Source organism: Pseudomonas sp. HLT2-19-2 (assembly GCF_054898005.1).
This window is the reverse complement of sequence record NZ_CM142712.1, coordinates 1,695,153-1,712,682: the sequence shown is the minus strand read 5'-3', so window position 1 is coordinate 1,712,682 and position 17,530 is coordinate 1,695,153. Positions and strand designations below refer to the sequence as shown.

Below are 17,530 nucleotides of genomic sequence, written 5' to 3'. Positions count from 1 at the left end.
TCAGGGCATTTTCCTGCGCAAACGTTCAACTATTACCGTTCGTCGGCTTTGCGCTCATGCAACCTGCGCCCCCGCCGATGTTCATGAAATGGCGCTGAATGGACTTGGCAAACCGGGTCGATCCCGACTCATGCCAACACCTCATCCATTCGCGAGTTCGTCCTATGTTCGACTCTGTCTCCATCCGCCTGAAAATCGTCCTGCTGTCCGGTCTGTGCCTGCTTGGCGTGGTCGTCTTGATCGTCGGCATGAACATCTACCAGACCGATCAGAACGATGAACTGGTCAGCGCCTCCAGCAGCAAGATGCTCACCGCCAGTGTGCAGAACCTGCTCCATGCCAAGGCCGCCGAGCAAGCGGTGCGGGTGCAGAAGACCTTCGGCGAGAGCCTGCTGGTGGTGACCGCCCTGGCCGATCAGATCAAGGACATGCGCACCTTGGCGAGCAAGCGCTCCCTTGAAGCCGGCGCCCTGCGCGAAGAGTTGAACCAGAGTCTGAAAACCGCCTTCGAGCGCAACAGCAAAGTGCTGGGGATCTGGCTGGCGTTCGAGCCCAACGGGCTGGACGGCAAAGACAGCGAGTTCGCCAACGATGCGGCTCGCCAGTCCAACGAAGTCGGTCGTTTCGCCAGCTACTGGAGCCGTGCCGGCGGTGCCGGGATCAACACGATCATGGTCGAAGACGACATGACCAAAACCACCTTGAGCCTCAGCGGTACTCCCTACAACAGCTGGTACACCTGCCCACGCGACAGCAAGCGTACCTGCCTGCTCGACCCCTATGCCGATACCGTCGGCGGCAAGGAAATGCTGATGACCACCATTTCCGTACCGCTGTTGGTGGATGGCAAATCCATCGGCGTGGTCGGTGTGGACATTGCCCTCGATGCGCTGCAAGCGGCGGCTGTCGACTCCCAGCGTGATCTGTTCAACAGCGCCGGGCACATGCTGATCGTCTCCGGCAGCGGCGTGCTCGCTGGTTACAGCGAGGACTCGAGCAAGGTCGGTAAAAGCATCGGTGACACCCTGGGCGCAGACGGCAAGGACGTCCTGCAAATGCTCAGCACTGGCACGCCGAAGATCCTCGAACAGGGCGACCTGATTCGCGCGGTGTACCCGGTCAGTCCGATTGCCGAGTCCAAAGCCTGGGGCGTGGTGATCGACCTGCCGAAAAAAGTGCTGCTGGCCGACTCGGTAAAGTTGCAAGCCGTACTCGATGACGCCCAGCAAAGCGGCACCCTCAAAGCGGTGTTGGTGGCGGTGATTGCCGGCCTGGTCGGACTGTTGCTGATCTGGCTCACGGCGTCCGGCGTGACTCGGCCGATTAATAGCGTGGCCGAGATGCTCAAGGCGATTGCCAGCGGCGACGGCGACCTGACTCAACGTCTGCACTACAGCAAGAAAGACGAACTGGGCGAACTGGTCAGCTGGTTCAACCGTTTCCTCGACAAGCTGCAACCGACCATCGCGCAGATCAAACAAAGCATCACCGATGCGCGCGGCACGGCCGACCAGTCCTCGGAAATCGCCCGCCAGACCAGCGAAGGCATGCAGGTGCAGTTCCGCGAAATCGACCAGGTCGCCACCGCGTCCAACGAAATGAGCGCCACCGCCCACGATGTCGCCAACAGTGCCTCGAACGCGGCTAACGCGGCCAAAGGTGCTGATCAATCAGCCCGCGATGGCATGTCGATCATCGAACGCAGCACCCGCGACATCAACCTTCTGGCCGACGAAGTCAGCAAAGCAGTGACCGAAGTCGAAGCGCTGGCAGTCAACAGCGAGCAGATCGGCTCGGTGCTGGAAGTGATCCGCAGCATCGCCGAACAAACCAACCTGCTGGCGCTCAACGCGGCGATTGAAGCAGCCCGTGCCGGCGAGAGCGGTCGCGGGTTTGCGGTGGTCGCCGATGAGGTGCGCAACCTGGCCAAACGCACACAGGATTCGGTGGAAGAAATTCGCGTCGTGATCGAACGCATCCAGACCGGCACCCGCGGCGTGGTTGCCACCATGCATTCGAGCCAGACCCAGGCCCACAGCAACGCCGGGCAGATTCAGCAAGCGGTTAAGGCCTTGAGCAAAATCAGCGACGCAGTGACGGTCATCAGCGACATGAACCTGCAAATCGCCAGCGCCGCCGAACAGCAAAGCGCCGTGGCCGAAGAGGTCAACCGCAACGTCTCGGCGATCCGCACCGTCACCGAAACCTTGACCGGGCAGGCCACCGACTCAGCGCAGATCAGCAGCCAGCTCAACGCGTTGACCACCCATCAGATGAAATTGATGGATCAGTTCAGAGTGTAATTTGATCTATCATCAGGCCCTCTCCCGGAGGGCCTTCGATGACTGATTTACTCACGTCCATTCAAGCCGCACTCGGCTTGCCTCATACCCAGGTCAAGCTCACCTCAAGCGGCGCCCTGCCCTCGGCGTTAGCCGTCACCGACCTGGCGTGCGCCAGCATTGCCGCTGCCGGCCAGGCTGTCAGCGAATGGCTCCAGCAACAAACCGGTCGCTTACCCACCCTTGAGGTCGATCGCCGCCTGGCCTCTTTCTGGTTCGACACTTCGATCCGCCCGGTAGGCTGGAGCGTCCCGCCGCTCTGGGACCCGGTTGCCGGTGACTACGCCACAAAGGATGGCTGGATCCGCCTGCACACCAACGCGCCCCATCACCGCGCCGCTGCCGAAAAAGTGCTCGGCGCCTGTGCCGACCGTGCAGCAATGGCGAGCAAGGTTGCTCAATGGGCCAAACGTGATCTGGAGCAGGCCGTGGTCGATACCGGTGGCTGCGCCGCCGAGATGCGCACGTGGGCGCAATGGCAAACCCATCCCCAAGGCCAGGCCGTGAACGCCGAGCCGTTGATTCAGTTTGCTGACAACAGCCGACAGAACGCGAAACCATGGCAAGGCTCGGTGGCGCAACCGCTGGCAGGGATAAAGGTCCTGGATTTAACCCGAGTGCTCGCCGGCCCGATTGCCAGCCGCTTTCTGGCAGGCCTTGGCGCCGACGTTTTGCGTATCGACCCACCGACCTGGAACGAACCCGGCGTGGTGCCGGAAGTCACCCTGGGCAAACGTTGCGCGCGCCTGGATCTGCACGACAAGGCTGATCGCGCGGTGTTCGAAAGCCTGCTCAAGGACGCTGACATTCTGCTCCATGGCTACCGCGCTGACGCGCTGGAACGCCTGGGTTACGGCGTCGCCGAACGCCAGAAACTGGCGCCCGGCCTGATCGACGTCAGCCTCAATGCCTACGGTTGGAGCGGCCCGTGGCAGAACCGTCGCGGCTTTGACAGTCTGGTGCAGATGAGCAGCGGGATTGCCGAAGCGGGCATGCGATGGAAGAACGCGGATAAGCCGACGCCACTGCCGGTGCAGGCGCTGGATCATGCGACCGGGTATTTGATGGCGGCTGCGGCGATCACGTTGCTGGGGCGTGGCGGGTCGGCCCGGTTGTCGCTGGCGCGGACGGCGAAGTTGTTGATTGAACAGGGCGCAGGTTCAAACGAACCGCTACGGGCAGAGGATGAAAACGATCAGGGCATGTTGGTTGAGCAGACAACCTGGGGACCGGCGCATCGACTTCATGTGCCACTGAAAATCACCGGAACTCCCATGCAGTGGGCACTTCCTGCCGGGGAATTGGGTTCCCATCGCGCACAGTGGTGGTGACTTTTCGGACGCCTTCGCGGACAAGCCCGCGCAGGTTTAGCGTCGTGCTCATTACCGGCATCTGACACAAGCGCCAAAGCTGCCCATAAAAGACAAACGCCAGGGTCAGCATGCCGACAGCGGTGATCGTCCAACCCTTTATCTAAATAGTCAAACGGTAATAATGTTTATTGATTAATGGGCCATTAACGTAATTTTATTTATAGCCAGTGCTTCTATCACGCGCGTTCTCAATAGCAGTTTTGTGTGTCTAACCTAATAATTCAATTCTCAACTACACGCAAACAAGAAAATTTGCGAAAACTCAAAAACAAACTAGCTTCAAAACTCCATGCGATAGGCATTATTTCCGTTTGATCTCGCCGAGGCCTTTGGATAGGGCTTTCCAGCAGTACCGTTATGTTCGGTAAAAGTTCATAAGTCTTTCAATAATAATGGAATGTGCCTATGCATTGATCCATGTCAGATGAGTGAATAACTAACAGAATTATTCTGTTGTCTCTCTTCTCCTGCATTGGAGTCATGCAATGTCTGAATCCCCCGGAAAACTGAAACTCGGTGCACTTGTTGCACTGGTGGTCGGCTCAATGATTGGTGGCGGGATCTTCTCTTTGCCGCAGAACATGGCCGCCAGTGCCGACGTCGGCGCGGTGCTGATCGGTTGGGCGATCACTGCCGTAGGCATGCTGACGCTGGCCTTCGTGTTCCAGACCCTGGCCAATCGCAAGCCTGATCTGGACGGCGGGGTCTACGCCTACGCCAAAGCCGGTTTCGGCGACTACATGGGTTTCTCGTCCGCCTGGGGTTACTGGATCAGTGCCTGGCTGGGCAACGTCGGTTACTTCGTTTTGCTCTTCAGCACCCTCGGTTACTTTTTCCCGATTTTTGGCGAGGGCAATACTGTCGCCGCCGTTATTGGCGCTTCGGTGCTGCTCTGGGCCGTGCATTTCCTGGTGCTGCGCGGGATCAAGGAAGCGGCGTTCATCAACCTGGTAACCACCGTCGCCAAGATCGTGCCGCTGGTCCTGTTTGTGCTGATCGCGATTTTCGCCTTCAAGCTGGACATCTTCACCGCTGACATCTGGGGCGTGAAAAACCCGGACCTGGGCAGCGTGATGAACCAGGTGCGCAACATGATGCTGATCACCGTCTGGGTGTTCATCGGCATCGAAGGCGCGAGCATTTTCTCGGCCCGTGCGGAAAAACGCAGCGACGTCGGTAAAGCCACGGTGATTGGCTTCATCACCGTGCTGCTGTTTCTGGTGCTGGTGAATGTGCTGTCGCTGGGCATCATGACTCAACCGGAACTGGCCAAACTGCAAAACCCTTCGATGGCCGCGGTGCTGGAGCACGTGGTCGGTCATTGGGGCGCGGTGCTGATCAGCGTTGGCCTGATCATCTCGCTGCTCGGCGCGTTGCTGTCGTGGGTGTTGCTGTGCGCAGAGATCATGTTCGCCGCCGCCAAGGACCACACCATGCCGGCCTTCCTGCGCAAAGAAAACGCCAACCATGTGCCGGTCAATGCGCTGTGGCTGACCAACGCAATGGTCCAGCTGTTCCTCATCATCACACTGTTTTCCGCCAGCACTTACCTGTCGCTGATCTACCTCGCCACCTCGATGATTCTGGTGCCATATCTGTGGTCGGCGGCCTACGCGCTGCTGCTGGCGGTGCGCGGCGAGAGCTATGAAAACGCTGCCGCCGAACGCAGCAAGGACCTGTTCATCGGCGCCGTTGCGTTGATTTACGCGGTCTGGCTGATCTATGCCGGTGGCGTCAAATACCTGCTGCTCTCCGCCCTGCTCTATGCCCCCGGCGCGATCCTGTTCGCCAAGGCCAAGCTTGAAGTCAACAAACCGGTTTTCACCAACGTCGAGAAGCTGATTTTCGCCGCAGTCGTCGCAGGCGCCCTGGTGGCGGCCTACGGGCTGTATGACGGCTTTCTGACCCTGTAACACCTGATTGTTTTGTCATCTGGAGGATCACTGTAATGACCACGGAAAAAGTTAAGTACGGCGTACATTCCGAAGCCGGCAAACTGCGCAAAGTCATGGTTTGCTCCCCCGGCCTGGCCCACCAGCGGCTGACCCCGAACAACTGCGACGAACTGCTTTTCGATGATGTGCTGTGGGTTGCCCAGGCCAAGCGTGACCATTTCGACTTCGTCAACAAAATGCGTGAACGCAACATCGACGTGCTGGAAATGCACAACCTGCTGACCGACATCGTCGCGATCCCCGAAGCGCTGGACTGGATTCTGGAACGCAAGGTCACCGCCAATTCGGTCGGCCTTGGCCTGATCAATGAAGTCGGTTCGTGGCTGCGCAGCCTGGAGCCGCGCAAGATTGCCGAGTTCCTGATTGGCGGCGTCTCTGCCGATGACCTGCCGGACAGCTTCGGCGGCAAGACCATCCAGATGTTCCGCGACTTCCTCGGCCACTCCAGCTTCATTCTGCCGCCGCTGCCCAACACCCAGTTCACCCGCGACACCACCTCTTGGATCTACGGTGGCGTGACGCTGAACCCGATGTACTGGCCGGCGCGCCGCCAGGAAACCTTGCTGGCCAGCGCCATTTACAAATTCCATCCGCAGTTCACCAACGCCGACTTTGAAATCTGGTACGGCGACCCGGATCAGGAACACGGCAGCGCCACCCTCGAAGGCGGCGACGTGATGCCAATCGGTAATGGCGTGGTGTTGATCGGTATGGGCGAACGCTCGTCCCGTCAGGCCATCGGCCAACTGGCGCTGAACCTGTTCAAGAACAAAGCCGTGGAAAAAATTATCGTCGCCGGCCTGCCGAAGTCCCGCGCGGCGATGCACCTGGACACCGTGTTCAGCTTCTGCGACCGCGACCTGGTCACCATATTCCCAGAAGTGGTGAACCAGATCGTCGCCTTCACCCTGCGCCCTGACGAAGGCAAACCGGGCGGCATCGACATCCGCCGCGAGGAAACCAACCTCCTCGACACCGTGGCCCAGGCACTCAACCTCAAAGCCTTGCGCGTGGTGGAAACCGGCGGCAACAGCTTTGCCGCCGAACGCGAGCAGTGGGACGACGGCAACAACGTGGTCGCCTTGGAGCCCGGCGTGGTGATCGGTTATGACCGCAACACCTACACCAACACCCTGCTGCGAAAGGCCGGCGTGGAAGTCATCACCATCAGCGCCGGTGAACTGGGACGCGGGCGTGGCGGCGGCCACTGCATGACCTGCCCGATCATTCGCGACCCTATCGACTATTAATTCTAGTGCCCGGCTTCACGCTTACAACGCGTGAAGCAGGCGGATAACCGAAACTTAAGGAGATCCACATCATGGCTTTCAACATGCGTAACCGCAGCCTGCTCTCGCTGATGCACCACACCACTCGCGAGCTGAATTACCTGCTGGACCTGTCCCGCGACCTCAAGCGCGCCAAATACACCGGCACCGAGCGTCCGCACCTGCAAGGCAAAAATATCGCGCTGATTTTCGAAAAGACCTCGACCCGCACCCGTTGCGCGTTCGAAGTGGCGGCTCATGACCAGGGCGCCCATGTCACCTATATCGACCCGGTGTCGTCGCAGATCGGCCACAAGGAAAGCATGAAAGACACCGCCCGCGTGCTCGGGCGGATGTTCGACGCCATCGAGTACCGTGGCTTCGAACAGGAGATCGTCGAAGAGCTGGCCAAGTTCGCCGGCGTGCCGGTGTTCAACGGCCTGACCGCTGAATTCCACCCTACGCAAATGATCGCCGACGTGCTGACCATGCGCGAACACAGCGACAAACCGCTGCATGACATCAGCTACGCCTACCTCGGTGACGCCCGCTACAACATGGGCAATTCGCTGCTGATGATTGGCGCCAAACTGGGCATGGACGTGCGCATCGCCGCACCGAAAGCGTTGTGGCCGCATCAGGATTTTATCGATCAGTGCAAAGCCTTCGCCGAAGACAGCGGCGCACGCATCACCATCACTGAAGACCCGAAGGAAGCGGTCAAGGGCGTGGACTTCATCCACACCGATATCTGGGTGTCGATGGGTGAACCGGTGGAAGCGTGGGACGAGCGCATCGAGCAACTGCTGCCGTACCAGGTCAACGCGAAAATGATGAAAGCCTCGGGCAACCCGCGGGTGAAGTTCATGCACTGCCTGCCGGCGTTCCACAACAGCGAAACCAAGGTTGGCAAGGACATTGCCGCGCGGTATCCGCACCTGGCCAATGGTGTCGAAGTGACTGAAGAAGTCTTCGAATCGCCGGCCAACATCGCCTTCGAGCAAGCGGAAAACCGCATGCACACCATCAAAGCGATCCTGGTGTCGGCGTTGGCGGATATCTAAAGGCTCACCCGGCGTCCTCCTATAGGAGCCGGGTCATCCGCAATTTCTCTGTTTAGAAGGACTGCATTATGCGTATCGTCGTTGCTCTGGGCGGTAACGCCCTGCTCCGCCGTGGTGAACCGATGACCGCGGACAACCAACGGGCCAACATCCGGATCGCCACCGAACAAATCGCCAAAATTTATGCCGGCAATGAACTGGTGATCGCCCACGGTAATGGCCCCCAGGTTGGCCTGCTGTCGCTGCAAGCGGCGGCCTACACTTCGGTTTCGCCTTACCCGCTGGACGTGCTCGGTGCCGAAACTGAAGGCATGATCGGCTACATCATCGAACAGGAACTGGGCAATCTGCTGGACTTCGAGGTGCCCTTCGCCACACTCCTGACCCAAGTCGAAGTCGACGCCAATGACCCGGCGTTCCAGAATCCGACCAAACCCATCGGCCCGGTCTACGCCAAGGCCGAAGCGGAAAAACTCGCCGCCGAAAAAGGCTGGGCGATTGCCCCGGACGGTGACAAATTCCGCCGCGTAGTGGCCAGCCCGAGACCGAAACGCATCTTCGAAATCCGCCCGATCAAGTGGCTGCTGGAAAAAGGCAGCATCGTGATTTGCGCCGGCGGTGGCGGCATCCCGACGGTGTATGGCGCCCACGGCAAGCTGCAAGGCGTGGAAGCGGTGATCGACAAAGACCTGTGCTCGGCGCTGCTGGCCGAACAGCTTGAGAGCGATCTGCTGGTGATCGCCACCGACGTCAGCGCGGCCTTCATCGACTTCGGCAAACCGACCCAGAAAGCCATCGCCCAGGCTCACCCGGACGATATGGAAAAACTCGGCTTCGCCGCCGGCTCCATGGGGCCGAAGGTTCAAGCCGCCTGCGAGTTCGCGCGCCACACTGGAAAAGTCGCGGTGATCGGTTCACTCTCGGACATCGAAGCGATCGTCCAGGGCAAGGCCGGCACGCGGATCAGCACGGCGACACCTGGCATAACTTATTTGTAAGGAGAGACGTCAATGGCAACGTTCGAGCCCGGTCACTTGCACATCGAGCGCCACGCGCTGAACAACGAAGATGTCAGCTACGACCTGTGTATCGACTATGAAGTGACTCAGGATCCCAAAGAAGGCAAAGGGATGCTGTTCACGATGCACGGCAGCATCGAGGGTAGTGATTTGAAGGAGTCTTTCTTCCTGCCCAAGGATCAGGCCTACAACTTCGCCAGCAACGTGACGAAAATCGCCGAGAAGTACGGCCTTCCCAAGGTGCACAGCAACATCGGTTCCGTGCACAAATACTACGATGCGATGTTCGAAGACGTACGGGTGCAACTGGACATGAAATCCGGCGATCCGGTCAAACCCGAACACCTGGAATAACTCACTCCCACCTGTAGGAGCCGGCTTGCTGGCGCCTACAGGTGGTGCTTCCATCACTCGATTTCACCAACCACCCTGCTCCAAGGCATACTTGCCACCCTCCGCACGTCAGATCGAAAACCACCCAATGCGTATCCACGTCAGCTTCATCGACCGCGTCGGCATTACCCAGGAAGTCCTGGCCTTGCTCGGTGGGCGCAATCTCAATCTGGATGCGGTGGAAATGGTCCCGCCCAACGTCTACATCGACGCGCCAACCCTCAGTCCGGATGTCCTTGAAGAGCTGCGCGACGCCCTGCTCAGCGTGCGCGGCGTGCAGGCAATGACGGTGGTCGACATCCTGCCCGGTCAGCGCCGGCACTTGCAGCTCGATGCGCTGCTGGCGGCCATGACCGACCCGGTGCTGGCCCTGGACAGCGCCGGCAAAGTACTGCTGGCGAACCCGGCATTGATTGCTTTGTACGGTCGCGAACCGGCCGGTGAAAGCGTTGCCGATCTGTTTGCCGACTCCGCGCTGCTCGACGCGCTACTGGAACATGGCTTCCGTCTGCCGTTGCGCGAGATCACCGTCAACGGTCAGACCCTGTTGCTCGACGCCACACCGATCACCGACGCCGGCGCCCTGCTAACGCTGTATCAACCGAATCGCATTGGCGAACGCCTCTCAGCGCTGCACCACGACCATGCCGAAGGATTCGATGCACTGCTCGGCGAATCCCCGGCGATTCGTACCCTCAAGGCCCGCGCCCAGCGCGTGGCGGCACTCGATGCACCCTTATTGATTCAAGGCGAAACCGGCACGGGCAAAGAACTCGTCGCCCGCGCCTGTCACGCGATAAGCGCTCGACACAGTTCGCCCTTTTTGGCGCTGAACTGCGCGGCATTGCCGGAGAACCTCGCCGAAAGCGAATTGTTCGGCTACGCCCCCGGCGCCTTCACCGGTGCGCAAAGGGGTGGTAAACCGGGGTTGATGGAACTGGCCAACCAGGGCACGGTGTTTCTCGATGAGATCGGCGAGATGTCGCCGTACTTGCAGGCAAAATTGCTGCGCTTCTTGAACGACGGCAGCTTCCGCCGAGTGGGCGGGGATCGTGAGGTGAAGGTCAATGTGCGGATCCTCAGCGCCACGCACCGCAATCTGGAAAAAATGGTCAGCGAAGGTTCGTTCCGCGAAGACCTCTTCTATCGTCTCAACGTCCTGAACGTCGAAGTCCCGCCCCTGCGCGAACGCGGCCAGGACATCCTGCTGCTGGCCCGCTACTTCATGCAGCAGGCTTGCGCGCAGATCCAGCGCCCGATCTGTCGCCTGGCGCCGGGCACCTATCCGGCACTGCTGGGCAATCGCTGGCCGGGTAACGTGCGGCAATTGCAGAACGTGATCTTCCGTGCCGCCGCCATTTGCGAAAGCAGCCTGGTCGATATCGGCGACCTCGATATCGCTGGCACCTCGGTGGCGCGCCAGAGCGACAGCGACGTCGACAGCCTCGAACAGGCGATGGAGGAGTTCGAGAAAACCCTGCTGGAAAAACTCTACGTCAGCTACCCCTCGACCCGCCAACTGGCCAACCGCCTACAAACCTCTCACACGGCGATTGCCCATCGATTGCGCAAGTACGGAATTCCCAACAAGCCGTAAGACCGTGCATCAAAAGCGACCTTCACCTGTACTGAAAGCGCTACAGTGGAACGATATCGCTACACACCCTTCCGATCACCGCTGTGCAAGGCTTTGATCCACTTAGGCTTTTTTCTTTGCTCCTGACTGTAGCGATTTCGCTACAGCCCTCCACGTCGCGCACGCCACACAAACACTTAAGACGTTGATTTTTAACGATTAAATAACATTGGCCGCGATTTTGCTTAGTCTCCACTCATAAAGCAGGGCTTTGCCCAGCATTTAATCGCGTCCACCAGATGAGTCTGGCCCCCTTAGGAGTTTCCATGAGCGAGTTGCGTTTTACTGAAGATCACGAATGGCTGCGTACCGAAGCTGACGGCACCGTCACAGTCGGCATCACCGCTTTCGCACAGAACGCCCTGGGCGACGTGGTCTTCGTACAACTGCCTGAGCTGCAGTCCTACGACAAAGGCGCTGAAGCCGCCACCGTGGAATCGGTCAAAGCCGCCAGCGGCGTGTACATGCCGCTGGACGGTGAAGTGCTGGAAGTGAACCCGGCGCTGGACAGCAGCCCTGAACTGGTCAACGAAGATCCGCTGGGCGAAGGCTGGTTCTTCCGCTTTCAGCCAAGCGATGCTTCGGCTGTCGCCAAACTGCTGGATCAAGACGCTTACGACCGTCTGATCAAAGCCAACGCCGAAGCCTGAGGAGCGCTGACATGACTCAAGTAAACCTAACGACAGCCAACGAATTCATCGCGCGCCACATCGGCCCGCGTGCCGGCGACGAGCAAGCCATGCTCAACAGCCTCGGCTTTGACTCGCTGGAAGCCCTGAGCGCCAGCGTCATTCCCGACAGCATCAAAGGCACCAGCGTGCTCGGCCTCGAAGACGGCCTGAGTGAAGCGGATGCCCTGGCGTTGATCAAATCCATCGCCGGCAAAAACCAGCTGTTCAAGACTTACATTGGCCAGGGTTACTACGGCACTCACACGCCGTCGCCGATCCTGCGTAACCTGCTGGAAAACCCGGCCTGGTACACCGCGTACACCCCGTACCAACCGGAAATTTCCCAGGGCCGTCTCGAGGCCCTGCTGAACTTCCAGACCCTGATCAGCGACCTCAGCGGCCTGCCGATCGCCAACGCTTCCCTGCTGGACGAAGCCACCGCCGCCGCCGAAGCGATGACCTTCTGCAAACGCCTGAGCAAGAACAAGGGCAGCCACGCGTTTTTCGCTTCGGTACATTGCCATCCGCAAACCCTCGACGTGCTGCGCACCCGTGCCGAACCGTTGGGCATCGACGTGGTGGTCGGCGACGAGCGTGAACTGACTGACGTGACGCCATTTTTCGGCGCCTTGCTGCAATACCCGGCGAGCAACGGTGACGTCTTCGACTACCGCGAACTGACCGAACGCTTCCACGCCACCAACGCACTGGTTGCGGTCGCCGCCGACCTGCTGGCCCTGACCGTGCTGACCCCGCCGGGCGAGTTCGGTGCTGACGTCGCTATCGGCAGTGCGCAACGCTTCGGCGTGCCGCTGGGCTTCGGTGGCCCGCACGCGGCGTATTTCTCCACCAAGGATGCGTTCAAGCGCGACATGCCGGGCCGTCTGGTCGGCGTGTCCGTCGACCGTTTCGGCAAGCCGGCCCTGCGCCTGGCGATGCAGACCCGCGAGCAACACATCCGTCGCGAGAAGGCCACCAGCAACATCTGCACCGCGCAAGTACTGCTGGCCAACATCGCCAGCATGTACGCCGTCTATCATGGCCCGAAAGGCCTAACGCAGATTGCCAATCGCATTCATCACCTGACCGCGATTCTGGCCCAAGGCTTGAGCGCTTTGGGTCTGAGCGTCGAGCAAGAAAGCTTCTTCGACACGCTGACGATCAAGACCGGCACCAACACTGCCGCATTGCACGACAAGGCTCGCGCTCAGCAGATCAACCTGCGCGTCGTTGATGGCGAACGTCTGGGCCTGTCCCTCGACGAAACCACGTCGCAAGCCGACGTTGAAAGCCTGTGGGCGTTACTCGCCGACGGCACGACCCTGCCAGACTTCGCTGCCCTCGCCGCTTCCGTGATCAGCACCCTCCCGGCCGCCCTGGTACGCCAATCGCCGATCCTCAGCCACCCGGTGTTCAACCGCTATCACTCGGAAACAGAGCTGATGCGCTACCTGCGCAAGCTCGCCGACAAGGACCTGGCGCTGGATCGCACCATGATCCCGTTGGGTTCGTGCACCATGAAACTCAACGCCGCCAGCGAAATGATCCCGGTGACCTGGGCTGAATTCGGTGCCCTGCACCCGTTCGCCCCGGCCGAGCAAAGTGCCGGTTATCAGCAACTGACCGATGAACTGGAAGCGATGCTCTGCGCCGCCACCGGTTACGACGCGATCTCGCTGCAACCGAACGCCGGTTCGCAAGGTGAATACGCCGGTCTGTTGGCGATTCGTGCGTATCACCAGAGCCGTGGCGAAGACCGTCGCGACATCTGCCTGATCCCCTCGTCGGCCCACGGCACCAACCCGGCCACCGCCAACATGGCCGGCATGCGCGTAGTCGTGACCGCCTGCGATGCGCGCGGCAACGTCGACATCGAAGACCTGCGCGCCAAGGCCATCGAGCACCGCGAGCATCTCGCGGCATTGATGATCACCTATCCGTCGACGCACGGCGTGTTCGAAGAAGGCATCCGCGACATCTGCGGCATCATTCATGACAACGGCGGCCAGGTGTACATCGACGGCGCCAACATGAACGCCATGGTCGGCCTCTGCGCACCGGGCAAGTTCGGCGGCGACGTGTCGCATTTGAACCTGCACAAAACCTTCTGCATTCCGCACGGCGGTGGCGGCCCGGGCGTCGGCCCGATTGGCGTGAAATCGCACCTGACGCCGTTCCTGCCGGGCCACGCGCAGATGGAGCGCAAGCAAGGCGCGGTCTGTGCGGCACCGTTCGGCAGCGCGAGCATTTTGCCAATCACCTGGATGTACATTCGGATGATGGGTGGCGCGGGTCTGAAACGCGCTTCGCAACTGGCGATCCTCAATGCCAACTACATTTCTCGCCGCCTCGAAGAGCACTATCCCGTGCTGTACACCGGCAGCAACGGCCTGGTGGCGCACGAATGCATCCTCGACCTGCGTCCGCTGAAAGACAGCAGCGGCATCAGCGTCGATGACGTCGCCAAGCGCCTGATCGACTTCGGTTTCCACGCCCCGACCATGTCGTTCCCGGTCGCCGGCACGCTGATGATCGAGCCGACCGAAAGTGAATCCAAGGAAGAACTGGACCGCTTCTGCGACGCCATGATCCGCATCCGCGAAGAAATCCGCGCGGTGGAAAACGGCACGCTGGACAAGGACGACAACCCGTTGAAAAACGCCCCGCACACCGCGGCGGAACTGGTCGGCGAGTGGACGCATCCGTACAGCCGTGAGCAAGCGGTGTATCCGGTTGCGTCGCTGATCGAAGGCAAGTACTGGCCACCGGTCGGTCGGGTCGACAACGTGTTTGGCGATCGCAACCTGGTCTGCGCCTGCCCGTCGATCGAAAGCTACGCTTAATCTATAGGGGGGCGGGTTCGCTCGCCCCCACAAGGACACCGCATACCCCTGTAGGAGCAAAGCTTGCTCGCGATAGCCGTTACACGGTCTATCTGATGAACCGCGTCATCGTTCATCGCGAGCAAGCTTTGCTCCTACGGGTTCGCGTTGCGCCTATAACAAGAAACCGGAGAACAACCATGTCGTTAAGCGTGTTCGACCTGTTCAAGATTGGCATCGGCCCCTCCAGCTCGCACACCGTCGGCCCGATGCGTGCTGCTGCGCGTTTCGTAGAAGGTTTGCGCCGTGAAGGGCTGCTGGCTGCAACCGCCTGCGTCAAAGTCGAGCTCTACGGATCACTCGGCGCCACCGGTAAAGGACACGGCAGCGACAAGGCTGTGTTGCTCGGCCTGGAAGGCGAACACCCGGACACCGTGAACACCGAAACCGTCGCCGCCCGCCTGCAAGAGATTCGCAGCAGCGGTCGTCTGAACCTGCTCGGTGAACACGTCATCGAATTCAATGAAAAGCTGCATTTGGCGATGATCCGCAAACCGTTGGCCTATCACCCCAACGGCATGATTTTTCGCGCCTTCGACGCTGCCGGCATACAAATCCGCAGCCGCGAGTACTACTCGGTCGGCGGCGGTTTTGTCGTCGATGAAGACGCCGCTGGCGCCGACCGCATCGTCGAAGACGCCACACCACTGACCTTCCCGTTCAAAAGCGCCAAGGACTTGCTCGGTCACTGCGCCACCTACGGCTTGTCCATCAGCCAGGTGATGCTGACCAACGAAAGTGCCTGGCGCCCGGAAGCGGAAACTCGCGCCGGCCTGCTGAAAATCTGGCAGGTGATGCAGGACTGCGTCGACGCCGGTTGTCGTAACGAAGGCATTTTGCCCGGTGGTTTGAAGGTCAAACGGCGGGCAGCCGCGCTGCATGCGCAACTGTGCAAGAACCCGGAATCGTCCCTGCGCGATCCGCTGTCGGTGTTGGACTGGGTCAATCTCTATGCACTGGCGGTCAACGAAGAAAACGCCAACGGCGGGCGCGTGGTGACTGCGCCTACAAACGGTGCGGCAGGGATCGTCCCCGCTGTTTTGCATTACTACATGCGCTTCATCCCCGGCGCCAACGAAGACGGTGTCGTACGCTTTCTGCTGACCGCGGCCGCGATTGGCATTCTCTATAAAGAAAACGCCTCGATCTCCGGTGCTGAAGTCGGCTGTCAGGGTGAAGTTGGCGTGGCGTGCTCCATGGCCGCCGGCGCCCTGTGCGAAGTCCTCGGTGGCACCGTGCAGCAGGTGGAAAACGCCGCTGAAATCGGCATGGAACACAACCTCGGCCTGACCTGCGACCCGATCGGCGGGCTGGTGCAAGTGCCTTGCATCGAGCGTAACGCCATGGGCTCGGTGAAAGCCATCAATGCGGTGCGCATGGCCCTGCGCGGCGACGGTCAGCACTTCGTCTCCCTCGACAAGGTCATCCGCACCATGCGCCAGACCGGCGCCGACATGAAAAGCAAATACAAGGAAACCGCCCGTGGCGGTTTGGCGGTCAACATTATCGAGTGCTGATGCGCGCGCATTGGCATCTGCACACTTTTTCAGGAGCCGAATATGTCCAGCGAACAACTGTTGAAAACCCCATTGCACGCACTGCACATCGAACTCGGCGCCCGCATGGTGCCGTTCGCCGGCTATGACATGCCGGTGCAATACCCGCTGGGCGTGATGAAAGAACACCAGCACACCCGTGATCAGGCCGGGCTGTTCGATGTCTCGCACATGGGCCAGATCCGCCTGACCGGCGCCAATGCCGCCAAGGCCCTGGAAACCCTGGTGCCGGTGGACATCATCGACCTACCGGTGGGCATGCAGCGCTATGCGATGTTCACCAACGAAACCGGCGGCATCCTTGACGACCTGATGGTCGCCAACTTGGGTAACGACGAACTGTTCCTAGTGGTCAACGCTGCCTGCAAGGATCAGGACCTCGCGCATCTGCGCCAGCACATTGGCGACCAGTGCACCATCGAGCCGTTGTTCGAAGAACGTGCGTTGCTGGCGCTGCAAGGTCCGGCCGCCGTCACCGTACTCGCGCGCCTGGCGCCTGGAGTGGCGAAGATGACCTTCATGCAGTTCGCCCGCGTGAAGCTGCTGGGCGTGGACTGCTTTGTCAGCCGTTCGGGCTACACCGGTGAAGACGGGTTCGAAATCTCCGTGCCGGCCGCCAACGCCGAAGCCCTGGCTCGCGCTCTGCTGGCCGAACCGGAAGTGGCGGCCATCGGCCTTGGCGCTCGCGACTCCCTGCGCCTGGAAGCCGGCCTGTGCCTCTACGGCCACGACATGAACACCGAAACCACGCCGATCGAAGCTAGCCTGCTGTGGGCCATTTCCAAGCCTCGTCGCGCTGATGGCGCGCGGGCTGGCGGTTTCCCTGGTGCTGAAACCGTGTTCGGACAGCAACAAGCCGGTGTCAGCCGCAAGCGCGTTGGCCTGTTGCCGCAGGAACGCACGCCGGTGCGCGAAGGTGCAGAAATCGTCAATGAAGCAGGCGACATCATCGGCAGCGTCTGCAGCGGCGGCTTCGGCCCAACCCTGGGTGGTCCTCTGGCCATGGGTTACGTTGACAGCGCTTACATCGCAATGGATACGCCTGTGTGGGCGATTGTTCGTGGGAAAAAGGTGCCTTTGCTTGTAAGCAAAATGCCATTTGTTCCACAACGCTACTACCGAGGCTGATTGACTGTTTCTATAAGTAACGCGGCTGCATTAACAGTGCACTAATGTGTAACGCAACCGCCATGAAATAGTACATATCTTCGATTACGAACTTGGCTTATAACGATCGAAAACAATTGAACACGGCGATCGCAGAAGCAAGCACTAGTTGCGACAGAAACCCGCCAACGCGAGCAAATACGGGCCCTCCACAGGGCTTGTTTTTTCTCCCGTAGTTGGCGTAGAGTTTGTTCACTGTGTTTG

Annotated in this window: 11 protein-coding genes and 2 pseudogenes; all 13 read left to right on the top strand. The window is 60.1% G+C overall.

The genetic code is table 11. The features are described from left to right. Positions 1-98 precede the first annotated feature (98 nt). Positions 99-1,445 (top strand): annotated as a pseudogene (locus tag ACYZTU_RS07810) (methyl-accepting chemotaxis protein); the annotation flags it as partial. A 333-nt stretch (positions 1,446-1,778) separates the two neighbouring features. Further along, a pseudogene (locus tag ACYZTU_RS07805) lies at positions 1,779-2,303 on the top strand (methyl-accepting chemotaxis protein); the annotation flags it as partial. 38 nt (positions 2,304-2,341) lie between these two features. Then, positions 2,342-3,673: a CoA transferase gene (locus ACYZTU_RS07800; RefSeq protein ID WP_461969207.1), complete on the top strand. Its 1,332-nt coding sequence runs from the start codon at positions 2,342-2,344 to the stop codon at positions 3,671-3,673. A 527-nt stretch (positions 3,674-4,200) separates the two neighbouring features. Then, complete coding sequence (gene arcD / locus ACYZTU_RS07795) at positions 4,201-5,628, top strand: arginine-ornithine antiporter (RefSeq protein ID WP_461969205.1); 1,428 nt, start codon at positions 4,201-4,203, stop codon at positions 5,626-5,628. A gap of 35 nt (positions 5,629-5,663) precedes the next feature. Then, positions 5,664-6,920, top strand: a complete 1,257-nt coding sequence (gene arcA / locus ACYZTU_RS07790) for an arginine deiminase (RefSeq protein ID WP_347803469.1) — start codon at positions 5,664-5,666, stop codon at positions 6,918-6,920. A 71-nt stretch (positions 6,921-6,991) separates the two neighbouring features. After that, positions 6,992-8,002, top strand: coding sequence for an ornithine carbamoyltransferase (locus ACYZTU_RS07785; RefSeq protein WP_461969203.1), 1,011 nt, complete (start codon positions 6,992-6,994; stop codon positions 8,000-8,002). A 68-nt stretch (positions 8,003-8,070) separates the two neighbouring features. Further along, positions 8,071-9,000: a carbamate kinase gene (gene arcC, locus ACYZTU_RS07780; protein ID WP_449643492.1), complete on the top strand. Its 930-nt coding sequence runs from the start codon at positions 8,071-8,073 to the stop codon at positions 8,998-9,000. A 12-nt stretch (positions 9,001-9,012) separates the two neighbouring features. Continuing rightward, positions 9,013-9,375, top strand: coding sequence for a DUF5064 family protein (locus ACYZTU_RS07775; protein ID WP_461969201.1), 363 nt, complete (start codon positions 9,013-9,015; stop codon positions 9,373-9,375). A gap of 127 nt (positions 9,376-9,502) precedes the next feature. Beyond that, complete coding sequence (locus tag ACYZTU_RS07770; RefSeq protein ID WP_461969199.1) at positions 9,503-11,011, top strand: sigma-54-dependent transcriptional regulator; 1,509 nt, start codon at positions 9,503-9,505, stop codon at positions 11,009-11,011. A 305-nt stretch (positions 11,012-11,316) separates the two neighbouring features. Beyond that, positions 11,317-11,700, top strand: a complete 384-nt coding sequence (gcvH, locus tag ACYZTU_RS07765) for a glycine cleavage system protein GcvH (RefSeq protein ID WP_449643494.1) — start codon at positions 11,317-11,319, stop codon at positions 11,698-11,700. A gap of 11 nt (positions 11,701-11,711) precedes the next feature. Next, entirely contained in the window at positions 11,712-14,564 is a 2,853-nt protein-coding gene (gene gcvP, locus ACYZTU_RS07760) for an aminomethyl-transferring glycine dehydrogenase (RefSeq protein ID WP_461969197.1), read from the top strand. A gap of 179 nt (positions 14,565-14,743) precedes the next feature. Beyond that, complete coding sequence (locus ACYZTU_RS07755) at positions 14,744-16,120, top strand: L-serine ammonia-lyase (RefSeq protein WP_461969195.1); 1,377 nt, start codon at positions 14,744-14,746, stop codon at positions 16,118-16,120. A 42-nt stretch (positions 16,121-16,162) separates the two neighbouring features. Next, complete coding sequence (gene gcvT, locus ACYZTU_RS07750; RefSeq protein WP_461969193.1) at positions 16,163-17,287, top strand: glycine cleavage system aminomethyltransferase GcvT; 1,125 nt, start codon at positions 16,163-16,165, stop codon at positions 17,285-17,287. Positions 17,288-17,530: the final 243 nt, after the last annotated feature.

Coding starts and splice junctions, on each gene's coding strand:
- arcD (WP_461969205.1), top strand. CDS start 4,201: ATGTCTGAATCCCCCGGAAAACTGAAACTCGGTGCACTTGTTGCACTG.
- ACYZTU_RS07800 (WP_461969207.1), top strand. CDS start 2,342: ATGACTGATTTACTCACGTCCATTCAAGCCGCACTCGGCTTGCCTCAT.
- gcvH (WP_449643494.1), top strand. CDS start 11,317: ATGAGCGAGTTGCGTTTTACTGAAGATCACGAATGGCTGCGTACCGAA.
- ACYZTU_RS07775 (WP_461969201.1), top strand. CDS start 9,013: ATGGCAACGTTCGAGCCCGGTCACTTGCACATCGAGCGCCACGCGCTG.
- arcC (WP_449643492.1), top strand. CDS start 8,071: ATGCGTATCGTCGTTGCTCTGGGCGGTAACGCCCTGCTCCGCCGTGGT.
- gcvP (WP_461969197.1), top strand. CDS start 11,712: ATGACTCAAGTAAACCTAACGACAGCCAACGAATTCATCGCGCGCCAC.
- ACYZTU_RS07785 (WP_461969203.1), top strand. CDS start 6,992: ATGGCTTTCAACATGCGTAACCGCAGCCTGCTCTCGCTGATGCACCAC.
- gcvT (WP_461969193.1), top strand. CDS start 16,163: ATGTCCAGCGAACAACTGTTGAAAACCCCATTGCACGCACTGCACATC.
- ACYZTU_RS07755 (WP_461969195.1), top strand. CDS start 14,744: ATGTCGTTAAGCGTGTTCGACCTGTTCAAGATTGGCATCGGCCCCTCC.
- arcA (WP_347803469.1), top strand. CDS start 5,664: ATGACCACGGAAAAAGTTAAGTACGGCGTACATTCCGAAGCCGGCAAA.
- ACYZTU_RS07770 (WP_461969199.1), top strand. CDS start 9,503: ATGCGTATCCACGTCAGCTTCATCGACCGCGTCGGCATTACCCAGGAA.